This window comes from Variovorax sp. ZS18.2.2, from assembly GCF_024701975.1.
In the GTDB taxonomy this organism is placed as follows: domain Bacteria; phylum Pseudomonadota; class Gammaproteobacteria; order Burkholderiales; family Burkholderiaceae_C; genus Variovorax.
In genome coordinates this window covers 946,923-970,649 of record NZ_JANLNM010000001.1, presented here as the reverse complement: position 1 = coordinate 970,649, position 23,727 = coordinate 946,923, and the positions used below count along the sequence as shown (strand labels likewise).

Here is a 23,727-nt window from a genome sequence, read left to right as displayed (position 1 = left end):
GTCAGACGGCGCCTGCCGCCTCGTCGATCAACGCCGCCACCTCCACCGGCTTCGACGCCAGCGAGGCGTGGCTCGCAGCCAGCGTGATGACCTTGCGGGCGCCCAGGCGCGCCGACATGCGCTCCTGGTTGGCCGGCGCGATCATGCGGTCGTCGCTGGAAATCTGATACCACGAGGGCTTCTTCTTCCAGGCCGGCGAAGTGATGGCGTCGCCGAAGGTGCTGGCCAGTGGCGCCTTCTGCGTCACGCCCATCACGAGGCCTTCTTCGGCCGTCAGGTCCTGGCAAAAGCTCTCGTGGAATTTCTCGGGCTTGACCCACAGGTAGCCGTCGCTGTCGGGCGCGAGGTTGGGCACCGCGACCGGCGGATGCTGCTCGGTGATGGCCCCGGGGCTCTCGCCCGCATCGGGCGCGAAGGCCGCGATGTAGACCAGCCCGACCACGTTGGGCAGGTCGCCGGCCTGCGTGATCACCGCGCCGCCGTACGAGTGGCCCACCAGCAGCACCGGCCCCTGCACTTGCGCGACCAATTTGCGCGTGCGTTCGGCATCGTCGGCCAGCGAGGTCAGCGGCAGCTCGACCGCGCGAATGCCCGCGTGGCCCTTGCGCGAAAGCTCTACGATGACCTTGCTCCAGTGCGCCGCACCACCCCAGAAACCATGGACCAGAACGACCGTCGGTTTATTGCTCATGATTCGAATACTTCCCTGTGAAAACTAAAGACCGCCGGGCCACCATGGCACGACGGGGGAGCTTTTATACGCCGCCCTGCGCGCGTTTTTTGCGACACCCATTCAGCCAGTACTGACAAGCCTCTGAAGCGCATCGAGCGACAGCAATTCGATGCGCCCGTAGCCCAGCGCGACCACGCCCTCGCCCGCCAGCGCATTGAGTTCTTTCGAGAGCGTCTGGCGCGTCACGCCAAGCATCATGGCCAGCGCCTCCTGCGGCAGCTGGAGGCTGCGCCGCAGGTGAACCGATTGCGTCGCATCGCCGCGCGCCAGCACCAGCAGCCGGTGCGCCACCCTCGCGCGCAGGCTGCGCAAGGTCGCGTCTTCCGCGAGGCCATAGAGCATGCGCACCCGCGCCGCCAGCATTGCGCCGATGGCGTTGGAGAACACCACGTCGCGCATCTGCCGCGCGAAGGCTTCGGGCGACACCACCAGCAGGTCGAGCGCTTCGAGTGCGGTGGCGTCGTGCGTGCGGGGCGAGCCGTCGATGAGCGTGATCTCGCCGAACCAGTTGCCCGGCTCCAGCACCGCGAGGATGGCCTCGCGCCCGTCCTGGCGCAGCGACGAAATCTTGATCGTGCCCGCCACCAGCCCGTAGAAGCCTGCGCCCGCAGCCTGGATCGGATCGCCCTGCCGGAAGATCATCGCGCCGCGCCGCACATGGATGAGCTCGGCCGCGCCCACCAGCGCATCGCGCTGCGCGCGCGGCATGCTGGTGAACCACGGGTTGCCCTCCAGCGCGGCACGGTGCGGGGCGGAGAGGCGCGGCTTGGTGGAAGGAGGCATCGGAAAAAGGACGGACGGGTCCCCCTCGGGACAGGGGTTTACCAGCACCCTACATTGTCAAATTCTTGACAGTTGAGCGTCAAGTGCAGGTCTACAGTGACCGGCACCCACAGACGAACAACGGAGACGACACGATGAGCGCAAGGGCAAGTTTCAAGAGCATGCAGGAGAGCACGCGCGAAGACTGGCAACTGATCGGCGGCGAGTTCATGCAGTTCGCGGGCGGCCTGCCCGCGCGTGTGATCAAGCACCTGCAGATCCTCGAGGGCGACTACGGCGGCTTTCCCGTCGACCGCTACACCCACTCGCTGCAGACCGCCACCCGGGCGTTGCGCGACGGCCGCGACGAGGAGTACGTGGTGTGCGCGCTGTTGCACGACATCGGCGACACGCTCGGCAGCTTCAACCATCCCGACATCGCCGCCGCGATCCTCAAGCCCTTCGTGAGCGAAGCCAACCACTGGATGGTGCAGCACCACGGCATCTTCCAGGGCCACTACTTCTTCCACCACATCGGGCTGGACCGCGACATGCGTGAGAACTTCAAGGACCACCCGCACTACGAGCGCACGGCCGAGTTCTGTGCGCTCTACGACAACCCGGCCTTCGACCCGAAGGCCGAGACCTTGCCGATCAGCGAATTCGAGCCCATGCTTCGCCGCTTGATGGCGCAACCCAAGCAGAGCATCTACAAGACCGTGCTGAAAGAGCCGGCAACGGCCTGACAGACACCCGACAAAGGACACATCCCCATGAACGCGAACTCCCAATCCGAAATCCAGAAGCTCGTCTCCGCCGAAGAGTGGCAACTGCGCGTCGACCTCGCCGCCTGCTATCGCCTCGTGGCGCTCTACGGCTGGAGCGACCTGGTGTTCACGCACATCAGCGCGCGCGTACCCGGCCCCGAGCATCACTTCCTCATCAACCCCTACGGCCTGATGTTCGACGAGATCACCGCGTCCAGCCTGGTGAAGGTCGACCAGCAGTGCAACAAGATCATCGACTCGCCCTACCCGGTGAACCCGGCCGGCTTCGTGATCCACAGCGCGGTGCATGCCGCGCGCGAAGACATCCAGTGCGTGCTGCACACCCACACCAAGGCCGGCATTGCGGTGAGCGCGCAGAAGAACGGCGTGCTGCCCATCAGCCAGCAATCGACCTTCGTGCTGGCCTCGCTCGCGTATCACGACTACGAAGGCGTGGCCTTCCGCGACGACGAGAAGCCGCGCCTGCAGGCCGACATGGGCCATGCCAACTTCCTCATGCTGCGCAACCATGGCCTGCTCACCTGCGGCAAGACCATTGCCGATGCGTTCCTTTCGATGTACACCTTCGAGAACACCTGCCAGATCCAGATCGCGGCGCAATCGGGTGGCAGCGAACTCACGCACGTCGACCCCAGGATCATCGATGGCGTGGGCCAGGCGATGAAGGTGCAAAGCGGGGGCCTGGGCGGCATGTTCGTCTGGCCTTCACTGATCCGGAAACTCGACCGCATCGACGACAGCTACAAACAATAAGACGCGTCGATCCCCGGTTTTCCACGGCTGCCAGCGCCCGCGCGACGGGTGCCGGCAGCCATTTTTTTAGACAGAAGAACGAAAGAGGAGACAAAAACCCATGGACACCACGCTCATCGTGACCCGGTTCCTGTTCGGCGCGCTCGCGCTGGTGATGTTCGGGCTGGGGCTGTCGCTTTCGCTCGAAGACTTCCGGCGCCTCTTCAAGCACCCGAAGGCGGTGACCATCGCGCTCGTGCTGCAGGTCATCGGGCTGCCGCTCGCCTGCTACGCGATCATCGTGGGCTTCGGGCTCTCGCCGGTGTTCGCCATCGGGCTCATGCTGCTGGCGGCCTCACCGGGCGGCATTTCGGCCAACCTGTTCTCGCACCTCTTCGGCGGCAACGTGGCGATGAACATCTCGCTCACTGCGGTGAACACGCTGCTGTCGATCATCACGCTGCCGCTCATCGCCAACTGGGCCATCAACCATTTCGCGCAGAGCGGCCAGGTGGTGCCGCTGCAGACGCGCAAGCTCGTGGAGGTGATCGCGATCGTGCTGGTGCCGGTGGCCATCGGCATGTTCGTGGCCTCTCGCAAGCCCGGCTTCGCCGCGCGCATGGAGAAGCCGACCAAGATCTTCAGCGGCGTGGTGCTCGCGGTGGTCACGGTGCTGGCCATCGCGAACGAGTGGAAGACCATCACCGCCACCTTCGCCGAAATCGGCATTCCGGTGCTGCTGTTCAACCTCGTGAGCCTGCTTGCGGGCTATTACCTCAGCCGTGCCGCGGGACTGGACAAGCCGCTGGCCACCGCCATCAGCTACGAGATCGGCATCCACAACTCCACGCTCGCCATCTTCATCGCGGTGAGCGTGCTCGGGAGTTTTCCGCTCGCGCTGCCGGCCGCGATCTACTCGGTGGTGATGTACATCACGGCCCCGCTGTTCGGATGGTTGCTGCTTCGGCGCGGCCAACCGGCTACCGTGCCTGCGCGATGATGCGCGCATGGAACTGAGGCAACTGCGCTACTTCGTCAAGGTCTGCGAACTGCGCAGCATGGGCCGCGCGGCCGTGGAGTTGGGTGTGGTCACCTCGGCGCTGAGCCAGCAGATCAGCCGCCTCGAAAGCGAACTCGCCACGCGCCTCCTGCAGCGCAGCTCGACGGGCGTCACGCCCACCGATGCGGGCCTGGCTTTCCTGCAGCAGGCACAGCTCACCTTGCGCCATGCCGACGACGCGGTGCGCGCGGCGCAGCAGGCGCGCCTGTCGGGCCATGTGAGCGTGGGCCTCGCGCCCACCACCGCCACCGTGCTCGGCGTGCCGCTGATGCGCGCGATGCAGGAGCGCTACCCCGAGGTGCGGCTGCACATGGTGGAGGCGCTCTCGGGCCATCTCACGACGATGCTGCATGCGCGCCAGCTCGATCTGGCCGTGCTGTTCCAGACCGACACGCCGCGGCGCTGGAGCGTGTCGCCGCTGCTGGCCGAAAAGCTCTTCGTGGTCGCCTCGCCGACGCTGGCCGAGCGCCCCAAGGGCAACAAGGTGCGCCTCTCCCAATTGGCCGATGTGCCGCTGATCCTGCCGAGCGGCAGCCACGGCCTGCGCGCCACGCTGATGGCGGCCTTTCTGCGGGCACGCGTCACGCCGCGCATCGTGGCCGAGGTCGACGGCCTCGCGCTCCTGATGGACGCAGTGCACGCCGGCTACGGCGCCACCGTGCAGCCCGGCGCGGCCACCGCGCGGCACGACCGCGACGACCTCGAGCTCACCCAGATCAGCGACGCCCACGTCGGCCGCCGCAACCTGCTCGTGAGCCTGTCGGACGACGAGCTCTCGCCCGCCGCGCTGGCCGCGCGCGTGGTGGTCGCCGACACCGCCCGTACTCTGGTGCTCGAAGGGCGCTGGGCCGGTGCCAGTCTTCACTAAAACTGAACACCCGTTGCCTCTTCCGGCCTTTCGCGTGAAGGCCGCGCTCCCTAAAGTCTCCTGGATTCCAAGGAGACCCACGAGTGATGGATGTACTGGCAGACGTAGTGGTTGTTGGTGGCGGCAATGCCGCGCTGTGCGCCGCGCTGATGGCGCGCGAGGCCGGCGCTTCGGTGCTGCTGCTGGAAGCCTCGCCCAAAGAATGGCGTGGCGGCAATTCGCAGCACACCCGCAACCTGCGCTGCATGCACGACGCACCGCAGGACGTGCTGATCGATGCCTACCCTGAAGAGGAGTACTGGCAAGACCTGCTGAAAGTGACCGGCGGCCTCACCGACGAGCACCTCGCGCGCCTGGTGATCCGCGCCTCGTCGAACTGCCGCGACTGGATGCGCAGCCACGGCGTGCACTTCCAGCCGCCGCTGTCGGGCGCGCTGCATGTGGCGCGCACCAACGCCTTCTTCATGGGCGGCGGCAAGGCGCTGGTGAACGCGTATTTCCGCAGCGCCGAGAAGCTGGGCGTGCAGATCCGCTACGACACGCCCGTGGCTTCGGTCGAACTCGACGGCGACCGCTTCATGGCCGTGCGCACCGAAGCCGGCGAGCGCATCGAGGCGAGGAGCTGCGTGCTCGCCTCGGGCGGCTTCGAATCGAACCGCGAATGGCTGCGCGAGGCGTGGGGCCAGAACGAGCGCGGCGAATGGCCGGCCGACAACTTCCTCATCCGCGGCACGCGCTTCAACCAGGGCGTGCTGCTGAAATACATGATCGCCGCGGGTGCCGACAGCATCGGCGATCCGTCGCAGGGCCACATGGTGGCCATCGATGCGCGTGCGCCGCTCTACGACGGCGGCATCTGCACGCGCATCGATTGCGTGTCGCTCGGCGTGGTGGTCAACCGCGACGCGCAGCGCTTCTACGACGAGGGCGAAGACTTCTGGCCCAAGCGCTATGCGATCTGGGGCCGGCTCGTGGCGCAGCAGCCAGGGCAGATCGCCTGGTCGGTCATCGACCAGAAGGCGGTCGGCCGCTTCATGCCGCCGGTGTTCACCGGCACGGAGGCCCATACGCTGGGCGAGCTGGCGCAGAAGATCGGCCTGGACGAAGCCACGTTCGTGCGCACCGTGCAGGACTACAACGCCGCGTGCCGCGTCGGCCGCTTCGACCACACCGCGCTGGACGATTGCCACACCGAAGGCATCGCCCCCGCCAAGACGCACTGGGCGCGCCCGCTGGACACCGCGCCCTTCTACGCGTACCCCCTGCGCCCCGGCATCACCTTCACCTACCTGGGCCTGAAGGTGGACGAGACCGCCGCCGTGCGCTTCGGCGGACGGCCGAGCCCCAACCTCTTCGTGGCCGGCGAAATGATGGCCGGCAACGTGCTGGGCAAGGGCTACACGGCCGGCGTCGGCATGAGCATCGGCACGGCCTTCGGCCGCATCGCCGGGACACAGGCCGCAAAGGCAGCGAAGGCCGCCAAGAACATTTCGAAGAATTCCCCGGAGACCGCCCTTGCAGCAGCTCACTGATCTCGTCGCACGCGCCCGTGCGGATGCCGATGGCATCGGCAGCGCACCGCCTTCGCAGCGCGTGATCCCGATCCAGCCCGCCCTTCCGTTGACCGCCAGCGAGGGCGAGGTCGCGCGCATCCTGCAGATCTGCAATGCCTGCCGCTACTGCGAGGGCTTCTGCGCCGTGTTCCCCGCGATGACGCGCCGGCTCGAATTCGGCAAGGCCGACACGCACTACCTCGCCAACCTCTGCCACAACTGCGGCTCGTGCCTGCACGCCTGCCAGTACGCGCCGCCGCACGAGTTCGCGGTGAACGTGCCGCAGGCGATGGCGCAGGTGCGCATGCAGACGTACCACGACTACGCCTGGCCGCCCGCGATGGGCGCCCTCTACAAGAAGGCCGGGCTCACGGTAGCGCTGGCACTGGCCGGCGGACTCGCGCTATTCCTGGTGCTGGCCGTCGCGATGTCGGGTTCGCTGCTGCACGAACCACTCGCGGGCAATTTCTACGCGATCTTTCCGCACAACTTCCTCGCGCTGGTGTTCGGCGCGGTGTTCCTCTTCGTGATGTTCGCGCTGGCCATGGGCGTGCGCAGCTTCTGGCGCGAGGTGTCGCCCGCGAACGATCCGGGCAACGCGCCGTCGATGCCGGGCGTGCGCGGTCCGGCGAGTGCCGAAGCGGCGCACGACGCGCTGCGCCTGAAGTACCTGGGCGGCGGCCACGGCGAAGGCTGCAACAACGAGGACGACCGCTTCACGCTCTGGCGCCGGCGCTTCCACCACTTCACCTTCTACGGCTTCATGCTGTGCTTTGCCTCGACCTGCGTGGCGACGCTGTACCACTACCTGTTCGACCTGCACGCGCCCTATGCGCTCACGAGCCTGCCGGTGCTGCTGGGCACTGCCGGCGGCATCGGCCTCGTGGTCGGCCCTATCGGCCTCCTGTGGCTGAACCTGCGGCGCAATGCCGCGCACGGCGACGTGGCGCAGCGGCCGATGGACCGCGGCTTCATCGCGCTGCTGCTGCTCACGAGCGTGACGGGCCTCGCGCTCCTCGCATGGCGCGACACGAGCTTCATGGCGCTGCTGCTGGCAGTGCACCTGGGCGTGGTGATGGCGCTCTTCCTCACGCTGCCCTACGGCAAGTTCGCGCACGGCATCTTCCGCTCGGCAGCGCTCCTGAAGTTCGCGATCGAGAAACGCCTGCCCAGCCGCCTGCAGCTGGGCGCCGATTGAACCCACGCTACACCCCACCCGACATTGAAAGGAACCCCACGATGACGAACCCTGGCGTGCTCCAGATCCCCTCCATGAAGGACAAGTGCTCCGCTGCCGAATGGCAGGCCCGCATCGACCTGGCCGCCTGCTACCGGCTGGTCGACCTGTACGGCATGTCGGACATGATGGCCAACCACATCTCCTCGCACGTGCCCGGCGAGCACGGCGCGTTCCTCATCAACCCCTACGGGATGATGTACGAGGAGATCACCGCGTCCAGCCTCATCAAGGTCGATGCCGACGGCCGCATCCTCTCGTCGCCCGACTTCGGCGAGCTGAACTACGGCATCAACAAGGCCGGCTACGTGATCCACAGCGCGGTGCATGCCGCGCGGCCCGACGTGGCCTGCGTGATCCACACGCACAGCTGGGCGTCGATGGCGGTGTCTTCGCTCGAATGCGGGCTGCTGCCGCTCACGCAGACGGCCATGCGCTTCCTGAAGATCGGCTACCACGAGTACCAGGGCGTGGTGCTGAACACCGAAGAGCAAGCCTCGCTGCTCGCCGACCTCGGGCAGAGCGAGGCCGTGATCTTCCGCAACCACGGTGCGCTCGTGGTGGGCCGCAGCGTGGGCGAGGCCTTCAACTGGATGCACCGGCTCGAGCTGGCCTGCCGCGCGCAGATCGGCGCGATGTCGTGCAACACGCCGCTGAAGGCCGTGCCGCAAGACGTGCTCGAAGAAACCTGGAACAACTACCAGCCCGGCACCCGCCGCCCCTACGGGCTCATGGAATGGCCCGCGCTGCTGCGCAAGCTGGATCGCATGGACCCGGGCTTTCGCGACTGACCGCGCTCCTTTTTCGCTACGAAGAACACTTTCAGGACATAAGAATGAGCCGAGACAAACCCCTTCCCCTCCTGCAAACGCTCATGGGCGCAGCAGTCGCCGCGCTGCTGGCAATCGGCCTTGGTGCCGCGCCCCATGCCCAGGCGCAATCCGCGTACCCCAGCAAGCCCGTGCGCGTGGTCGTCGCCTTCACCGCGGGCGGCACCACCGACATCCTCGCGCGCGCCGTCACGCAGCAGATGTCCGAGAAGCTGGGCCAGCCCTTCGTCATCGACAACAAGCCGGGCGGCGGCGGCAACATCGGCACCGAGTTCGTGGTGCGCGCGCCGGCCGATGGCTACACGCTCATCGTCAATTCGGTCGGCCCGATGGCCGTGAACCAGACGCTCTACAAGAACATGACCTACGACCCGCTCGCCGACCTCGTGCCGGTGGTGCAGATCGCCGACGTGCCCAACGTGCTGGTCGTGAACCCCGAGGTACCCGCCAGGACGATGGAAGAGTTCATCGCCTACGCCAAGGCCAACCCCAACAAGCTGAACTACGGCTCGACGGGCATCGGCACCTCCTCGCACCTGTCGAGCTACATGCTCAGCAAGCGCATCGGCGCGGAGACGCTGCACGTGCCCTACAAGGGCGCCAACGCGCTGACCGACCTGCTCGCGGGGCGCATCCAGTTCATGTTCGCGACCATTCCCTCGGTGATCCCGCACATCCGCGCGGGCAAACTGCGCGCGATTGCGGTGAGCAGCCTGAAGCGCTCGCGTTCGCTGCCCGACGTGCCGACGGTGGCCGAGAAGGGCTTTGCGGGTTTCTCGGCCGGCTCGTGGTTCGGCTTCTTCGCGCCCAAGGGCACGCCGGCACCGGTGATCGCTTTGCTCAACAAATCGGTGAACGACGCGCTGCCTTCGCTGGAAGCGCAGATGATCCGCGAGGGCGCGGACCCGGTCGGCGGCACGCCCGAACAGTTCGGCAAATTCACGCGGCAGGAGTACGACAAGTGGAAAGTGATCGTGCGCGAATCGGGCGCAACGGCGGAATGACTTCGCCGCTGCGCATCCTGATGACACCCGCGGCCGAGCGGCAGGCCGGCGCGGGTTTGACCGAAGCGCTCGGCAACCGCGCCTACGTGGCGGTGAACCCCGGGGACGATGCGGACATCGCCTTCGTCTCGCGCGACGTTACCGGCCTTTCGACCAAGCATCAGGTGCTGCCCGATACGCAGCAGTTTCACGATGCCTTGCGCAACGCGCCATCGCTGCGCTGGGTGCATGCGCATTCGGCGGGTGCCGACCGGCCCGTGTACGGCGAGCTGCGTGCGCGCGGCGTGGAGGTGACGACTTCGTCGGGCGCCAATTCCGGCGTGGTCGTGCAGACGGCGCTTGCCGGCGTGCTGATGCTGGCGCGCTGCTTCCCGCAACTGCTTGCGGCGCAGCGCGAGAAGACCTGGGCGCCGCTCGTGGGCAGCGGCTTGCCGCGCGACCTGGCGGGCCAGACGGCGGTGATCGTCGGCTGGGGACCGATCGGGCAAGGCCTCGGCGCGTTGCTCTCTGCGTTGGGTCTGCGCGTGGTGGCTGTGCGCAGCACCGCGAGCGCCGAAAACAGCGTGCGCTTCGAGGACCTCCACACCGTGCTGCCGCGCGCCGACTGGCTGCTGCTCGCCTGCCCGTTGACCGAGCGCACGCGGGGTCTCGTCGATGCGGCCGCGCTCGCCCTGTTGCCGCCCGGTGCGAGGCTGGTGAACGTCTCGCGCGGCGAAGTCGTCGACGAGCCCGCGTTGATCGCAGCCCTCCGCAGCGGCGCGCTCTCGGGCGCCTACCTCGACGTGTTCGCGCACGAGCCCCTGCCATCCGATTCCCCGCTGTGGGACATGCCGAACGTGATCGTCACGCCCCACACCGCCGGCCATTCGGACGGCAACGAGGCGCGTGTCGCTGCGCTCTTCCTCGACAACCTGAAACGCTGGAACGAAGGCCAGCCGCTGCTGAACCGCGTGGCCTGACGCCAATCCCTCTTCCAACAACAACACCAAGACCTCACGACCATGAACCGCAACACTTTTCTCCGCACCGCCGCCGCCACGCTGCTGCTCGCCGCAGGCACAGCCTCTGCCGCCGACTGGCCCACCAAACCCATCACCCTCGTCGTCCCGTTCGTGGCCGGCGGCACCACCGACATCGTCGCGCGCACCGTGGGCCAGAAGCTCTCGGAATCGCTCAAGCAACCCGTGATCATCGACAACCGCGGCGGCGCGGGCGGCACCGTGGGCGCAACCATCGCCGCGAAGGCGCCGGCCGACGGCTACACGCTGTTCCTCGCCACCATCGCGCACTCGATCGCGCCGGGCCTCTACAAGAGGCTCGCCTACGACTTCCAGCGCGACTTCGATCCGGTCGCACTCGTGGCCTCCACGCCCAACGTGCTGATCGTCAACGACAAGGTGCCCGCCAAGACGGTGGCCGAGCTCGTGGCGTACATCAAGGCCAACCCGGGCAAGGTCAACTTCGGCTCGGCCGGCAACGGCAGCACCGAGCACATCTCGGGCGAGCTGTTCCGCTCGATGACGAAAACCGACATCGTGCACGTGCCCTACAAGGGCGGCGCGCCGATGATGGTCGACCTGATGGGCGGGCAGATCCAGATGGCCATCGAGACCAGCCCCTCGGCCTCGCCGCACATCCACGCGGGCAAGGTGCATGCGCTGGCCGTGACGACGAAGACGCGTTCGCCCGCCTACCCCGGCGTGCCCACGCTCGACGAGGCGGGCCTCAAGGGCTACGACATGACGACGTGGTTCGCGCTGATGGCGCCGCACGGCACGCCGCCCGAGATCGTGCAGCGCCTGAACACCGAACTGGCCCGCGCGGTGCAGCAGTCCGATGTGGTCAAGCGCTTCGAGGAGCAGGGCGTGACGGCCGGGAACATGAAGCCCGCGGAGCTCGCGACCTTCATCGGCACGGAGACGACCAAGTGGGTCAAGGTGGCGAAAGAAGCCGGTGCGACGGCCGAGTAAGCGGAGTAAAGGGGCCGGGTCAGACATAGCCCTACGGCCACGACGGAAACCCGCTGGCCGGGGGCCAGGCGCGTTGTCTGCAGAATAGGAGGCCATGCACGTTCGAAAAGCGGCGCTCGCCGCCCTCCTCTCCCTCTCCTCCGGCTTCCTTCCCTCTGCCTTCGCCGCCTCCGCCCCGGGTGACCCCACGCCCGCCGACGTGGCGGATGCGCGCATCGAATCGCTGATCGCGCGCATGACGGTCGAGGAAAAAGCCGGCCAGCTCAGCCTCTACGGCCCCGCGGACATCAACATCCCGAACAACCCGCAGACCGCCTGGCGCAACGGCCAGCAGGAAACGGCCGACGTGCGCGCCGGGCGCGTCACCGGCCTTTTCAACAACGCGGGCCTCGAAGGCAAGCTGCGGCTGCAGCAGGTTGCGGTGCGCGAATCGCGGCTGGGCATTCCGCTGATCTTCGGCGCCGACGTGATCCACGGCTTTCGCACCATCTTCGCGATGCCATTGGCCGAGGCCTCCAGCTGGGAGCCTGCGCTGGCCGAGCGCACCACGCGCGCGGCGGCGGTCGAGGCCACGGCCGACGGCTTTCGCTGGACCTTTGCGCCGATGGTCGACATCGCGCGCGATGCGCGCTGGGGCCGCGGCCTCGAGGGCGTGGGCGAAGACCCGTACCTCGCGCGCCAGTTCGCGGCGGCGCGCGTGCGCGGCTTCCAGGGCAGCAATCTCTCGAACGCCGATTCGATGCTCGCCACGCCCAAGCACTTCGCGGCCTACGGCGCGGCCGAGGGCGGGCTGGACTACAACAGCAGCGACATCTCCGAGCGCACGCTGCGCGAGGTCTACCTGCCGCCGTTCCGCGCGGCCATCGACGCGGGCGCGCTCTCGGTCATGAGCGCCTTCAACGAAATCGGCGGCATCCCCTCGACCGCCAACCGCGCACTGCTCACCGGCGTGCTGCGCGACGAATGGAAGTTCAAGGGCTTCGTGGTCTCCGACTTCACGGCCGACGAGGAACTCATCGAGCACGGCTATGCCGCCAACAGCCGCGAGGCCGCCAAACAGGCCTTCATGGCCGGCACCGACGTGAGCATGCAGAGCGGGCTCTACATGCGCTACCTGCCCGACCTCGTGGCCTCCGGCGAAGTGCCGATGGCGCGGCTCGACGAGGCGGTGCGCCGCGTGCTGCACGTCAAGCAGAAGCTGGGCCTCTTCGACGACCCGTTCCGCGGCCTCGACGGAACGCCGGCCGCCCAGCGCCCCGAGAACCCCGAGTTCATCGCGCTCGCCCGGGAGGACGCGCGCCGCTCCATCGTCATGCTGAAGAACGAGGCCAAGCTGCTGCCGCTGCCCAAGGCCGGCACGAAGATCGCGCTGATCGGGCCGTTCTCCGAAGGCACCAAGGACCTGATGGGTTCGTGGAGCCTGTTCCCGGGCCAGTCGGCGCCGGTGGGCATCGACGAAGGGCTGCGCGCCGCACTGGGCGCCGGTTCGTCCGTGACGATCGCGCGCGGCTCGAACGTCGAGTCGCCGCTGCCCGGCGGCATCGAGGCCGCAGTGGCCGCCGCACGCGATGCCGACGTGGTGGTGCTGGCCATCGGCGAAAGCCAGAAGATGTCGGGCGAGTCGCGTTCGCGCAGCGACATCGGCCTGCCGCAGCCGCAGCAGGACCTGGCGGAGGCCGTGGCCGCGACCGGCAAGCCGGTGGTCGTGCTGTTGAGCAACGGCCGCGCGATGGCGCTCAAGGGCGCGGTGCGCAATGCGCGCGCCATCCTGGTGACCTGGTTCCTCGGCGTGCAGACGGGCCACGGCATCGCCGACGTGGTGTTCGGCGACTTCAACCCCTCGGGCCGCCTGCCGGTGAGCTTTCCGCAGACGGCGGGCCAGGTGCCCTACTACTACGCCCACAAGCGCACCGGCCGGCCTTCGCCCGAAGGCGCACCGGGCACATCGTTCAAGACGCGCTACCTCGATGCGACGAACGAAGCGCTCTACCCCTTCGGCTTCGGCATCGGCTACGCGCCCGTGCGCTACGACGACGTCGAGCTGAGCCAGGAGCGCATGACGATGGGCGGCACGCTGCGCGTGCGCGCCACCGTCACCAACACCGGCATGCGCGAGGCCGAGGAGGTGGTGCAGCTCTATCTGTCCGAACGCGCCGCAAGCGTGACGCGGCCGGTGCGCGAGCTCAAGGGCTTCCAGAAGGTGCGCATCGATCCGGGCACGTCGAAGGTGGTCGAGTTCACGCTCACCGCGGCCGACATGGAATTCATCGGCCGCGACATGAAGCCCGTGGTCGAGCCGGGCGAGTTCGACCTGTGGGTGGCGCCTTCGGCCGCGGGCGGCATCCGAAAGCGCTTCGTGCTAACCCGCGAGTGAGGCGCGAGTGAGCCGCGCGGCTCACTCGCCGTTCATGTTCGCGCCCATGCTCGCATGGGCGGTCGATGCCGGCAGGTTCGCCGACGCCACCGGCGGCTGCACCTGCGATTCGAGGATCTCGGTCGGATGCATCGCGTTGTTGGCGCGCACCGCCTCGGCCTGGACCTGCGCGCGGTCGGCGCCCGCCACCGGCGGCTGCACCTGCGATTCGGCGATCTCCGTGGCATGCATGCCGTTGTTGGCGCGCACGGCGTCCGCGGCCACCGCATCGCGCGACTGGGTCGAGTGCGACATCTGCGGATAGTCGGGATCGCCGCGCCCGCCCGCATGCGCGAGCGAGGCCAGCACCAGCGTCGGCGCGGCGGCGATGCAGAGGGCAACAGTACGAACTCTCATGGGTGTCTCCTGGAGTGATTGGTTTTTTCACTCTAGGCCGACCCACTTACGCACCAGTGAGAGCTTGCTTAGACCTGTGTGAGAAGGCGCGGGGGCCTGGATGACCTTTCACGCCCTCCCACACCTTCTTAGTCGAACACGCCCGTGAACGCGACTCGGCTCACCACGCCCGAGCTGGTCACGCCCGCGCCGAACGTGACGCTGTAGCGGCCGTCTTCCGAGGTGCGGCGCAGCGACCCGCCCATCGCGTTCTCGCTGCGGAAGTTGCCCAGGCCCACGGCGTAGCTGACCTTGCCCGGCACGACCGGTGCGGACTCCATCGCCGCGACGCCCGCGATGCCCGCATAGGCGCGCCGTGCGTTGTCGCTGATCTCGTTCTGCAGGCGCGCGGCCGTGAGGTCGGTGTAGGCCTTGCCGAACGGCAAGCCTTGCGCCGCGACGGTGTCGGTGTATGCATTGGCCGAGGCCACGCCGTTCTGCACCATGCCCTGCACCTGGCCCACGTTGGTCGCGTCGGTCGGCGCGCTGCCGGGCGCCACGCCGGTGAGCTGGCGGTTGCCCAGCGCCACTTCGCCGGCCGACGACTGCAGGCCGGCCATGCCCGTGGCCACGTAGTTCGTTTGCGCGCCGCGCGTGGTCACGCTGCCCGCGCCGAGCGCCACGCTGTTGGCGTGCTGCACCACCGCATTGGCGCCGAGCGCGATGCCCGCATCGGCCTGCGCCTGCGCGCCGCTGCCGATGGCCATTGCGTTGTCGGCGTTGGCGCGGGCCGAGGCGCCGATCGACAACGTCTGGTTCGCGCTGACGTACACGCCCGCGTCGTTGCCGATCGCGATGTTGGCGTTGCCGCTCACGTGCTGGCCGGCGCCGTTGCCCTGCGCCGTGTTGTCGTTGCCCGTCACGGCCTGCCCGGCCGCCGCGCCGAAGGCCTGGTTGCGGTTGCCCTGCACGCCGCCGCCCGCGGCCTGGCCCATCGAAAGGTTGCTGTTGCCCGAAACCTGCGCGCCGGCCATCTGCCCCGAGGCCTGGTTGCCCGAACCCGTGACGCCCGCGCCTGCACCCGCACCGCTGGAGAGGTTGTTGCTGCCGTTCACGTCGCGGCCCGCGCTGTTGCCGTAGGCCTGGTTGTTGTTGCCGGTGACGTTGCCGCCGGCACTGGTGCCGTAGGCCTCGTTGTCGGAGCCGGTGACATGCTGGCCGGCGTTGGAGCCGGTGGCGTCGTTGCGGTTGCCGGTGACGAACTGGCCCGCGGCGTAGCCGTTCGAGTTGTTGTAGTCGCCGGTGACGTTCTCGCCCGCACTGCGGCCCATGGTCTGGTTCCAGCCGCCGACCACGTTGGTGCCCGCGTAGTAGCCGATGGCCTGGTTGGCGTTCTTGCCCGACACGTTGGTGCCCGCGCCTTCGCCGATGGCCAGGTTCCAGTGGGTGCTGACGTTGTTGCCCGCGCCGTTGCCCATCGAGATGTCGTTGCTGCCGGTCACGTTCCTGCCGGCGTTGGTGCCGATGGCCGTGTTCTCGCTGCCCGTGACGTTGCTGCCGGCACCGTTGCCCATCGCGTTGTTGTTGCTGCCCGCGACGGTCATGCCGGCGTTGGTGCCGGTCGAGTTGTTGTCGGAGCCGGTCACGCCGCTGCCGGCGTGAAAGCCCGTCGCGTTGTTGTGATTGCCGGTGACGTTGTCGCCGGCACTGCGGCCGAAGGACTGGTTCCAGCCGCCCTTCACGTCGGTGCCCGCCTGGAAACCGATGGCCTGGTTGGCGTTGTCGCCGCTCACGTTGGTGCCCGCGCCGTCGCCGATGGCCAGGTTGTACTTGGTGCTGACGTTGTTGCCGGTGCCGGTGCCCATGGCCTGGTTGTTGGTGCCGGTGACGCCGGTGATTCCCGTGCCGGTGCCGATGCCCAGGTTGGACTTAGTTGGGTCCCAGGTGATGGTCTGGGCATGGCCCAGGCCGACACCCGAGCCGAGCGCGACGGCCAGCCCGACCAGGGCTGCGCCGCGCGTTGCGCGCTTGTGCTTCATGCTTCTCCTCGTTGTTGTCGTTGGCGGCGCGGATCAGGCCGTGAGATGCAGTGCCATCGCCGGATCGCTCACGCTGGGCTTGCCGGTCTCGACGCGGCCCGAGAAGCGGCGCTCGAAGTTGTCGGCGGTCACGGTGAAGTCGTACCAGTGGCCGCTGTCCTCCAGGCTCCAGTGCAGCAGGCCGGTGGCGCCCGCGGCCACGTCGAGCGGCCAGGGGCCGTCGGCGCGGTAGGCGTTGGCCTTGACCGACACCGTGCCGGCGCCCGTGCCGGTGTTGTGCACCTTCACGTAGACCTGGCCCGCGGCCGGGTCGTAGCAGACCTGCACTTCGGGCTTGAAGGCCGCGGCGGCGGTGGCCAGCGCATCGCCCTTGAAGGTGCGCACATAGCCGTTGCTGCCGTACACCCACAGCTCGTACTTGCCGCTGTCGGTGGCGCCGGCGTTCCAGTAGTCGGTGAGCTGCTTGCCGGCCTCGACGGTGTAGCGGCGCGGGATGCGGTCCAGGTGCAGCTTGTCGTAGACGTGGAACACCGCGCCCTGCTCGCCGGTGTTGCTGAAGATCAGCGACACCAGGCCCCGCGTTTCGATGCGCGCGCTGGTGTGCAGCTCGTAGGGCAGCGCGCGCGAGAAACGCGTGCCGGTCTCCTGGTACAGCGGCTGCGGCGTGACGGGAGCCTTGGTAATGGCCGCCGTGTTGCCCAGCAGCTTCTGCGCCGCATTGACCGCGGGATAGCCGCTCGTATCGGGCAGCTTGGGCACGACCGGATCGTTCGGGCTGACGAAGTCGAAGCAGGAGGTGAGGTCGCCGCAGACCGCGCGGTGCCACGGGCTGATGGCGTCGATCGTGATGCCGAAGCGCTTCTCCAGGAAGCGGCCCATCGAGGTGTGGTCGAACACCTGCGAATCGACCCAGCCGCCCTTGCTCCACGGCGAGACCACGTACATCGGCACGCGCGAGCTCAGGCCCCAGGGGCGCGTCTTGCCGCTGGTGGTGTCGGCGGCGTTCAGGTAGCTGCCCACGGAGGCATCGAAATACTCGCCGTCCAGCGGCACGGTGGACTTGCCCATCAGTTCGCCGCTGGCGTCGTACGAGGGCACCGCCGGCATCGCCAGGTGGTCGAAGAAGCCGTCGTTCTCGTCGAAGGTCACGAAGAGCGCCGTCTTGCTCCAGACCGCGGGATTGGACGTCAGCGCGCTCAGCACGTCCGAGATGAAGTCGGCCGCGCCGGCCACGCCTTCGCTGCTGCCGGGATGCTCGGCCAGCGCCTGCGTGGGCAGCACCCACGAGACCTGCGGCAGGGTGTCGTTCATCACGTCCTGCTTGAGCTGGGCGAGGAAATTGACGGGGCCGTCGGCCGCCGCGGGGCCACCCGTGAGGCCGTGTTCATAGATCGGCGAACCCGGTTGCGCGGTGCGGAAGCTCTCGAAGGCCAGGCAGCCGTTCATGGCACCCGTCCAGTTGTTGTTCATGTTCTGGTAGATGTGCCAGGTGATGCCCGCCTTCTGCAGCACGTCCGGCAGCGTGTCCCACTTGAAGGAGTTGTTGACGTACTTGTAGTTGTAGGCACCCGTGCCCGGATCGGTCTGGCCTGTTCCGTCCGTCTTCTGCGCCCTGCCCGCGACCCAGTTCGATGGGCTGGGCCAGCAGCGCGAGTTGACGGGCTCGGAATCGGTGTCCGTGCTGTTGATGCCCTTCTTGCGCAGTTCCGGGTTGAAGTTGGAGCCCGACCAGAACACGATGCGGTTCGGGTCGGTGCCTGTGAGGATGGAGCAGTGGTAGCCGTCGCAGATCGTGAAGGCATCGGCCAGCGCGAACTGGAACGGAATGTCCTCGCGGAGGTAATAGCCCATCGTCGCCTGGTTCTTGAACTGGATCCAGCGGTCCATCTTTCCCTGGTTCCACGCGCCTTGCATGTCGGGGAAATTGTGTGGCGTGCCGGAGCCGATCAGCGCATTGGCGATCGTGGAATCGCGGCGGAAGGGCTGGATCTCCGGGCCACCGACGACGGTGTTGGGCTGGAAATACACCGGCTTGCCGTTGGCCAGCGGAATCGGGAAGCGGTCGCCGAAGCCGCGCACGCCGCGCAGGGTGCCGAAGTAGTGGTCGAAGCTGCGGTTCTCCTGCATCAGGATCACGATGTGCTTGATGTCGTTGATGGTGCCGGTGTCGACGGCGGCCTCGATGGCGAGCGCCTTGCGGATCACGGGCGGCAGCATCGTCAGGGCCGAGGCGGCGCCGATGGCGCCCGCCGACTTGCGGAAGAAATCGCGACGGTTGGGGGTGTTCATGGGTGGTCTTTCAACACGGGGAAATGAGGAACGGATCAGGAGGCGATGGCGGCGTCAGGGCGCGCACTTGAGGGCTGGCTGCTGGGGCTGTTCGCCGCCGGGCTGCTGCGGGCCGGCGGGCGGCGTCTGGCCTGGCGGAAGGATGGGCAGGCCGCCACTGCCGCCACCACCACCGCCGCAGGCGGCGAGGCCAAGGCACAAGACGAGGCCCGCTGCAGCGAGGCCGTACCGGGAAGAAGCTGATTTCATGAGGTGTCCTTTGGAGTCGGTTGGGCGTGAGGGAGCAAAAAAAGCAAAAGCGAAGGCAAAGCCGGTCCCCTGCGGGCCCGCGAAGGGCTCGCACCGGAATCGGAAGAAGGTCGGGGATGAGTGGGGCTAGCGCTCAGGCATAGCGGCTGCGCAGGCGGGCTGCGACCCTGTCGAGCACGAGGACCGTCAGGAAGATCGCGATCAGGATCGTTCCGACGTGCGCGTAGTTGTACATGTCGTAGCGGCCCTTGAGCTCCTGGCCGATGCCGCCCGCGCCCACCAGGCCCACCACGGTGGCCATGCGCACGTTGCGGTCGAGCACGTAGAGCGTGTAGGCGATGAACTGCGGCATCACCTGCGGCAGCACCGCGAAGCGCATCACCTTGAGCTTGTTCGCGCCGATGGCGCGCAGCGCTTCCTGCGGCTTGTCGTCGGCGGTCTCGATGTCTTCCGCGTAGAACTTGCCGAGAAAACCCGCCGAGTGCAGCGCGAGGGCCAGCACGCCGGCAATGGGGCCGAAGCCGTAGGCCAGCACCAGGAAGAGCGCGCTCACCAGCTCGGGCACCGCGCGGAACATGCCCACCACGCTGCGCGCCAGCGTGTAGACGGCGCGGTTGGGCGTGTAGTTCTTCGCGCTGCACCAGGCCAGCGGCGCACTCAGCACGATGGCCAGCAGCGTGGCCCAGATGGCGATCTCGAAGGTCTCGAGCATCTTCACCGCCACATGCCAGAGATAGCCGAAGGGTTCGACGAGCACCTCGCGCTGGTCGACCACCTCCTCCATCTGCAGCGTCTGCGGGTTGAGCTTGGGCTGGCGCGATTCCTCGGTTTCGACATGCGAGAACCAGGGCAGCTGGTTGCGGTCGAAGCCTTCGATGCGCGCGACCTCGGTGCGCTCGGAGACCTGCGGCGGAAAGAGCGAGCGAGCGATGGTGCCCAGGCCCGAGAGCACTTGTGACTGGTCGCGCAGGCCCACGGCGGCGAGCACGCCTTCGCCGGTGAGCGAGAGCATGCGGCCCATCTCCACGCGCTGGCCGGCGAAGAAGCCGACGACGATCACGAGAAACAGCACGACGAGGCTGCGGGTGCCGAAGGGGCGCGGCAGTTCCCAGGCGGAGGAAGGACGGTCAGGACGTGTCATTGCGCCATCTCCAGCAAACCCGCATGGCCGGTGTGCAGCGGCAGCACCGCTTCGGGTTCGGTCAGCGGACCTTGTGGTTGCGAAGCAGTCGTGGGCCGGCCATAGATCGCATCGAAGACCTTGGGATCGAAAGCTTCAGGTGCCCCGTCGAACACCACCACGCCATGGCGCAGCGCCACGATGCGGTCGGCGAACTCGCAGGCCAGCTCGATCTGGTGCAGGCTGCACAACACCGTGGTGCCGCGCTCGCGCGCCTCGCGCCGCAGCAGCGAGAGCACGTCGTGGCTGGTCTGCGGGTCGAGGCTCGCCACCGGCTCGTCGGCGAGCACCAACGGCGGATCGAGCATGAAGGCGCGCGCGATGCCCACGCGCTGCTGCTGGCCGCCCGAGAGCTCGCTCACGCGGCGCAGCAGGTGCTGCTCCTGCAGCCCGACCGATTCGATCAGCGCGCAGGCCTTGCTGCGCTGCGCATCGGTGAACAGGCCCAGCAGCGCGCGCCACGTCGGCATCGCGGGCAGCGCGCCGGCCAGCACGTTCTCGGCCACCGTGGAGCGCAGCACGAGGTTGAACTGCTGGTGGATCATGCCGATGCGCGGCCGGATACGGGCGAGCGCGGCGGCCACGATCGGCACGCCCTCGACCTGCACCGCGCCTTCGGTCGGCCGCACCAGCCCGTTCGCCATGCGCAGCAGCGTCGACTTGCCCGCGCCCGAGGAGCCCAGCACCACGCAGAACTGGCCGGCCGGCACCTGCAGCGAGACGCCGTCGAGCGCGCGCGTGCCGTCGGCATAGCGCATGGCGACCGAATCGAAGTTCAGCATGGCCGTGCTCAACGCTCCGCGGCCTTGGCGAGGATGCGGCCCTTGAGTTCGTCGGTCAGCAGGCCGAGCTTTTCGGCAGCGACGTTGAACTCGTCTTCCGAGAACTTGGTGTCGTAGCCGTCGATCTTGCCGCCGCCGTAGCCGCGGATCATGTCGGGCGTGATGCCGGGGGCCTTGTTGACCGTCTGGAAGGCGTCCTTCAGCTTGGTCTTCAGCGGCTCGGGCAGCTTGGAGTTGAGCGCGAGCGGCGGATACGGAATGGCAATGCTCCTGGCGATGACCTTCATGGTCTTCGGATCGACCGCGCCCTGCTTCACGGCCTTCTCGTAGGAGTCGAACGAGAGCGAGGCCACGTCGACCTGGTCCTGCACCAGCGCGGCCAGGCTGCTGGCGTGGCTGCCAGTCATGCGGATGGCCGAGAGGTCCTTGGCGGGGTCCATGCCCGCGTCCATCAGCATCGCGACCTGGAAGGTGAAGCTCGAGGCCGAGTTCACGTCACCGAAGGCCACGCGCTTGCCCTTCACGTCCTTGATGGCGGCGATGGGCGCATTGGCCTTGGCGAACATGCCGGCGTAGTACACCGAGGCGCCCTTCTCCACGCCCACGGCCAGCAGTTGCGCGCAGCCGCGCTTGTGCGCCTGCACATAGGAGACCGGGCCGAAGAAGGCGATGTCGGCAAGCTGGTTGCACATGCCCTCGACCACGGCACCGTACGACTGGCCGACCTTCAGGTCGAAGTTCAGGCCGGTGGTGCGGGTGATGGCGTTGAAGACGGGCGCGTAGTCGGCCTTGGTGCCCGACTCGGTGCCGCCGTCGGCGGGAATCAGCAGCACGCGCAGCGGGTGCTCGCGCGAGCCGTCGGCCACGGATTGCGCATGCACCGGAAGGGAAAGCGCTGCGGACAGCGAGAGTGCGGCGGCCGCGACGGCCAGGAGCTTGTTCATGATCGGTTCCTTGGTTTCGGATCGGGGTGGCGAGCGGGTTCAGCGCTCGGATGCCGGTGAGCTTAGAAACCAAAGATGACAAGAAAATGAAATTAGCTCAATACAAAATCACAAATCAGTTGAGCAATGTTCAATACAATCCGCCGCCATGGCCGAGATACCGGTCGGCCGACACCGGAGATCCATGAGCACGAATTTCAAGACAGCGACAGTGAATGGCAGCAGCAACCCAGGCGGCAGCACCGCGGCGAACGGCGAATGGCTCACCCAGGCCCGCCACCTGCTCGTCGACCTCGACGGCACGCTGGTGCGCCAGCAGGAGGCGATCGACGGCGCGGCCGAACTGCTCGCGCACTTTCACGACCGCTACGCCATCGTTTCGAACAACTCCACGCACACTGCGCAGGGCCTCGCGCTGCGGCTGCGCCGGCTGGGGCTGCGCGTGCCGCCCGGGCGCATCGTGCTGGCCGGCGAACTGGCGGTGCGGCAGCTGGCACAGCAGCACCCCGGCGCGCGCGTGCTGCTGATCGGGAGCAACGCGCTGCAGCGCTTTGCGCGGGCCGAAGGCTGCGACCTGGTGCAGGCAAATGCCGACTTCGTGCTGCTCGCGCTCGACATGCATTTCAGCCACGCACGGCTCGCGCTCGCCGCGAACGAGCTCTTGCGCGGCGCCAAGCTGATGGTGACCAATGCCGACGCCACGCACCCGGGCCCGCAAGGCCGCGTGGTGCCCGAGACCGGCTCGCTGCTCGCGGCCGTGATCGCCGCGAGCGGCGTGCAGCCGTGGCGCGTGATCGGCAAGCCCGCGCCGTTGCTGTTCGAGGAAGGATTGCGCCGGCTGGGCGCGGAGCCCGCAAGCACCGTGGTCGTCGGCGACAACCCGCTCACCGACGCCGAGGGCGCCGCGCGGCTCGGGATGGCGTGCCTGCTGGTGGGCCATGCACCCGGTGCAGTCGCACTCACGGTGGCCGGGCTGCTGCAGCCTCCAGCGCCCGCGACCGAAGAAGCGCCTCAGTACCGCTTGAGCGAGAGCACGTCGAAGGTCTGGCGCAATGTGCGCACCGAGGTATCGTAGTCCGAGAGCGCGAGGCAGGCGATCAGCACGTCGATGATCGCCAGCTGCGCGAGCCGGCTGGTCATCGCCTCGGTGCGAAAGCTGGTCTCGCGCGCCATGGTGAACAGCACCACGTCGGCAAAGGACTGGATCGGCGACTTGCCGAAGTTGGTGATGCACACCGTCGAGGCGCCCGCCTCCTTGGCCAGCCGCGTGGCCAGCACCGTCTCGTGCGTGCTGCCCGAGTGCGAGATGGTGAGCACCGCCACCTTCGGATCGGTGAGCGAGGCGCTGATGGCCTGCACGTGCGAATCGACCACCACCTTCGCGTTCAGGCCGATGCGCAGCATGCGGTAGTGGGCGTCTTCCGCAATCGTTGCCGAGCTGCCGATGCCGTAGATCTCGATGCGCCCGGCGGCGCGGAAGAGCTTGACCGCGCGCTCCATCGCCTTCGCGTCGAGCGTGGCCTGCGTGTCGCGCAGCGTCTGCACATTGCTCTGGAAGATCTTGCGGATCACCGCCTCGGCCTTGTCCTGTGGATCGAGGTCTTCATGGATGAACTGCACCGGCTGCACGATCTCCTGCGCGAGTGCGATCTTGATCTGCTGGAAGCCGGTGGCGCCCAGGTTCTTGCACAGGCCCACGATGCTGCCTTCGCTGGAGCCGGTGCGCTCGGCCACCTCGCTCACCGACATGTGGACCACCTCGCGCGGGTTCTTCACGATGAAGTCGGCGATGCGCTGGCCCACCGGGCCGAGCGACGACCACAGCGTCTCGATGCGTGCCAGCACCGCCGAGACCTGGCCGTCCGGCAACACGGGCGGCGGCATGCCGGTGGCTTTGGGGCTGGCAGATCGGGGGGTGCTGTTGCTGCTGTTGCGCTTCATGGGCCGCGAGCTTACCC

22 protein-coding genes are annotated in these 23,727 nt (G+C 67.8%); 12 read left to right on the top strand and 10 right to left on the bottom strand.

Annotated elements, in window-relative coordinates:
* Position 1: 1 nt before the first annotated feature.
* The gene (locus NU688_RS04665; RefSeq protein WP_257859361.1) at positions 2-691 is read right to left on the bottom strand and encodes an alpha/beta hydrolase; all 690 of its coding nucleotides are present in this window, start codon (positions 689-691) and stop codon (positions 2-4) included.
* A 102-nt stretch (positions 692-793) separates the two neighbouring features.
* Positions 794-1,516, bottom strand: a complete 723-nt coding sequence (locus tag NU688_RS04660; protein WP_257859360.1) for a Crp/Fnr family transcriptional regulator — start codon at positions 1,514-1,516, stop codon at positions 794-796.
* A gap of 134 nt (positions 1,517-1,650) precedes the next feature.
* Between NU688_RS04660 and NU688_RS04655 the strand changes: the two genes are divergently transcribed.
* From NU688_RS04655 to NU688_RS04605, 11 genes are all read left to right on the top strand, one after another.
* Positions 1,651-2,241, top strand: coding sequence for an HD domain-containing protein (locus NU688_RS04655; protein WP_257859359.1), 591 nt, complete (start codon positions 1,651-1,653; stop codon positions 2,239-2,241).
* 27 nt (positions 2,242-2,268) lie between these two features.
* Complete coding sequence (locus tag NU688_RS04650; protein ID WP_257859358.1) at positions 2,269-3,036, top strand: class II aldolase/adducin family protein; 768 nt, start codon at positions 2,269-2,271, stop codon at positions 3,034-3,036.
* A 100-nt stretch (positions 3,037-3,136) separates the two neighbouring features.
* The gene (locus NU688_RS04645) at positions 3,137-4,015 is read left to right on the top strand and encodes a bile acid:sodium symporter family protein (protein WP_257859357.1); all 879 of its coding nucleotides are present in this window, start codon (positions 3,137-3,139) and stop codon (positions 4,013-4,015) included.
* 7 nt (positions 4,016-4,022) lie between these two features.
* Positions 4,023-4,943, top strand: coding sequence for a LysR family transcriptional regulator (locus tag NU688_RS04640; protein ID WP_257859356.1), 921 nt, complete (start codon positions 4,023-4,025; stop codon positions 4,941-4,943).
* A 95-nt stretch (positions 4,944-5,038) separates the two neighbouring features.
* A complete protein-coding gene (gene tcuA / locus NU688_RS04635; protein ID WP_257860517.1) occupies positions 5,039-6,475 on the top strand; it encodes an FAD-dependent tricarballylate dehydrogenase TcuA in 1,437 nt (478 codons plus the stop codon).
* Positions 6,459-7,694: a tricarballylate utilization 4Fe-4S protein TcuB gene (gene tcuB / locus NU688_RS04630; protein ID WP_308340282.1), complete on the top strand. Its 1,236-nt coding sequence runs from the start codon at positions 6,459-6,461 to the stop codon at positions 7,692-7,694. Before tcuA ends, tcuB begins: the two co-directional genes overlap by 17 nt.
* 41 nt (positions 7,695-7,735) lie before the next feature.
* Positions 7,736-8,524 carry a class II aldolase/adducin family protein gene (locus tag NU688_RS04625; RefSeq protein ID WP_257859355.1) on the top strand — a complete coding sequence of 263 codons (789 nt, stop codon included), beginning with the start codon at positions 7,736-7,738 and terminating at the stop codon, positions 8,522-8,524.
* Positions 8,525-8,607: 83 nt separating this feature from the next.
* Positions 8,608-9,567, top strand: a complete 960-nt coding sequence (locus NU688_RS04620) for a tripartite tricarboxylate transporter substrate binding protein (RefSeq protein WP_257860513.1) — start codon at positions 8,608-8,610, stop codon at positions 9,565-9,567.
* Positions 9,564-10,526 carry a D-2-hydroxyacid dehydrogenase gene (locus NU688_RS04615; RefSeq protein ID WP_257859354.1) on the top strand — a complete coding sequence of 321 codons (963 nt, stop codon included), beginning with the start codon at positions 9,564-9,566 and terminating at the stop codon, positions 10,524-10,526. The genes NU688_RS04620 and NU688_RS04615 overlap by 4 nt, the downstream gene beginning before the upstream one ends.
* 42 nt (positions 10,527-10,568) lie before the next feature.
* Positions 10,569-11,537 (top strand): tripartite tricarboxylate transporter substrate binding protein, encoded by a 969-nt coding sequence (locus NU688_RS04610; RefSeq protein WP_257859353.1) that lies wholly within the window; start codon positions 10,569-10,571, stop codon positions 11,535-11,537.
* Between the two features lie 94 nt (positions 11,538-11,631).
* Positions 11,632-13,911: a glycoside hydrolase family 3 N-terminal domain-containing protein gene (locus NU688_RS04605; protein WP_257859352.1), complete on the top strand. Its 2,280-nt coding sequence runs from the start codon at positions 11,632-11,634 to the stop codon at positions 13,909-13,911.
* A gap of 21 nt (positions 13,912-13,932) precedes the next feature.
* Here NU688_RS04605 and NU688_RS04600 read toward each other — a convergent pair whose 3' ends face one another.
* The 7 genes from NU688_RS04600 to NU688_RS04570 all read right to left on the bottom strand — a co-directional run bounded on the left by NU688_RS04600 (position 13,933) and on the right by NU688_RS04570 (position 21,769).
* A complete protein-coding gene (locus NU688_RS04600) occupies positions 13,933-14,307 on the bottom strand; it encodes a hypothetical protein (protein WP_257859351.1) in 375 nt (124 codons plus the stop codon).
* A 128-nt stretch (positions 14,308-14,435) separates the two neighbouring features.
* Positions 14,436-16,325: a hypothetical protein gene (locus NU688_RS04595; RefSeq protein ID WP_257859350.1), complete on the bottom strand. Its 1,890-nt coding sequence runs from the start codon at positions 16,323-16,325 to the stop codon at positions 14,436-14,438.
* 33 nt (positions 16,326-16,358) lie between these two features.
* Positions 16,359-18,614, bottom strand: coding sequence for a phosphocholine-specific phospholipase C (locus NU688_RS04590; protein WP_257859349.1), 2,256 nt, complete (start codon positions 18,612-18,614; stop codon positions 16,359-16,361).
* Between the two features lie 54 nt (positions 18,615-18,668).
* Positions 18,669-18,863, bottom strand: coding sequence for a hypothetical protein (locus tag NU688_RS04585; RefSeq protein ID WP_257859348.1), 195 nt, complete (start codon positions 18,861-18,863; stop codon positions 18,669-18,671).
* A 133-nt stretch (positions 18,864-18,996) separates the two neighbouring features.
* Positions 18,997-20,004, bottom strand: a complete 1,008-nt coding sequence (gene phnE, locus NU688_RS04580) for a phosphonate ABC transporter, permease protein PhnE (RefSeq protein ID WP_257859347.1) — start codon at positions 20,002-20,004, stop codon at positions 18,997-18,999.
* Positions 20,001-20,825 carry a phosphonate ABC transporter ATP-binding protein gene (gene phnC / locus NU688_RS04575; protein ID WP_257859346.1) on the bottom strand — a complete coding sequence of 275 codons (825 nt, stop codon included), beginning with the start codon at positions 20,823-20,825 and terminating at the stop codon, positions 20,001-20,003. The genes phnE and phnC overlap by 4 nt, the downstream gene beginning before the upstream one ends.
* 8 nt (positions 20,826-20,833) lie before the next feature.
* Positions 20,834-21,769 (bottom strand): phosphate/phosphite/phosphonate ABC transporter substrate-binding protein, encoded by a 936-nt coding sequence (locus tag NU688_RS04570; RefSeq protein WP_257859345.1) that lies wholly within the window; start codon positions 21,767-21,769, stop codon positions 20,834-20,836.
* A 184-nt stretch (positions 21,770-21,953) separates the two neighbouring features.
* On the opposite strand from NU688_RS04570, the gene NU688_RS04565 reads away from it, so the two are divergent.
* The gene (locus NU688_RS04565; RefSeq protein ID WP_257859344.1) at positions 21,954-22,844 is read left to right on the top strand and encodes an HAD-IIA family hydrolase; all 891 of its coding nucleotides are present in this window, start codon (positions 21,954-21,956) and stop codon (positions 22,842-22,844) included.
* Here the strand turns inward: NU688_RS04565 and NU688_RS04560 are convergent.
* Positions 22,781-23,710, bottom strand: coding sequence for a MurR/RpiR family transcriptional regulator (locus tag NU688_RS04560; protein WP_257859343.1), 930 nt, complete (start codon positions 23,708-23,710; stop codon positions 22,781-22,783). The two genes, NU688_RS04565 and NU688_RS04560, sit on opposite strands and share 64 nt — an antisense overlap.
* Between the last annotated feature and the right edge of the window lie 17 nt (positions 23,711-23,727).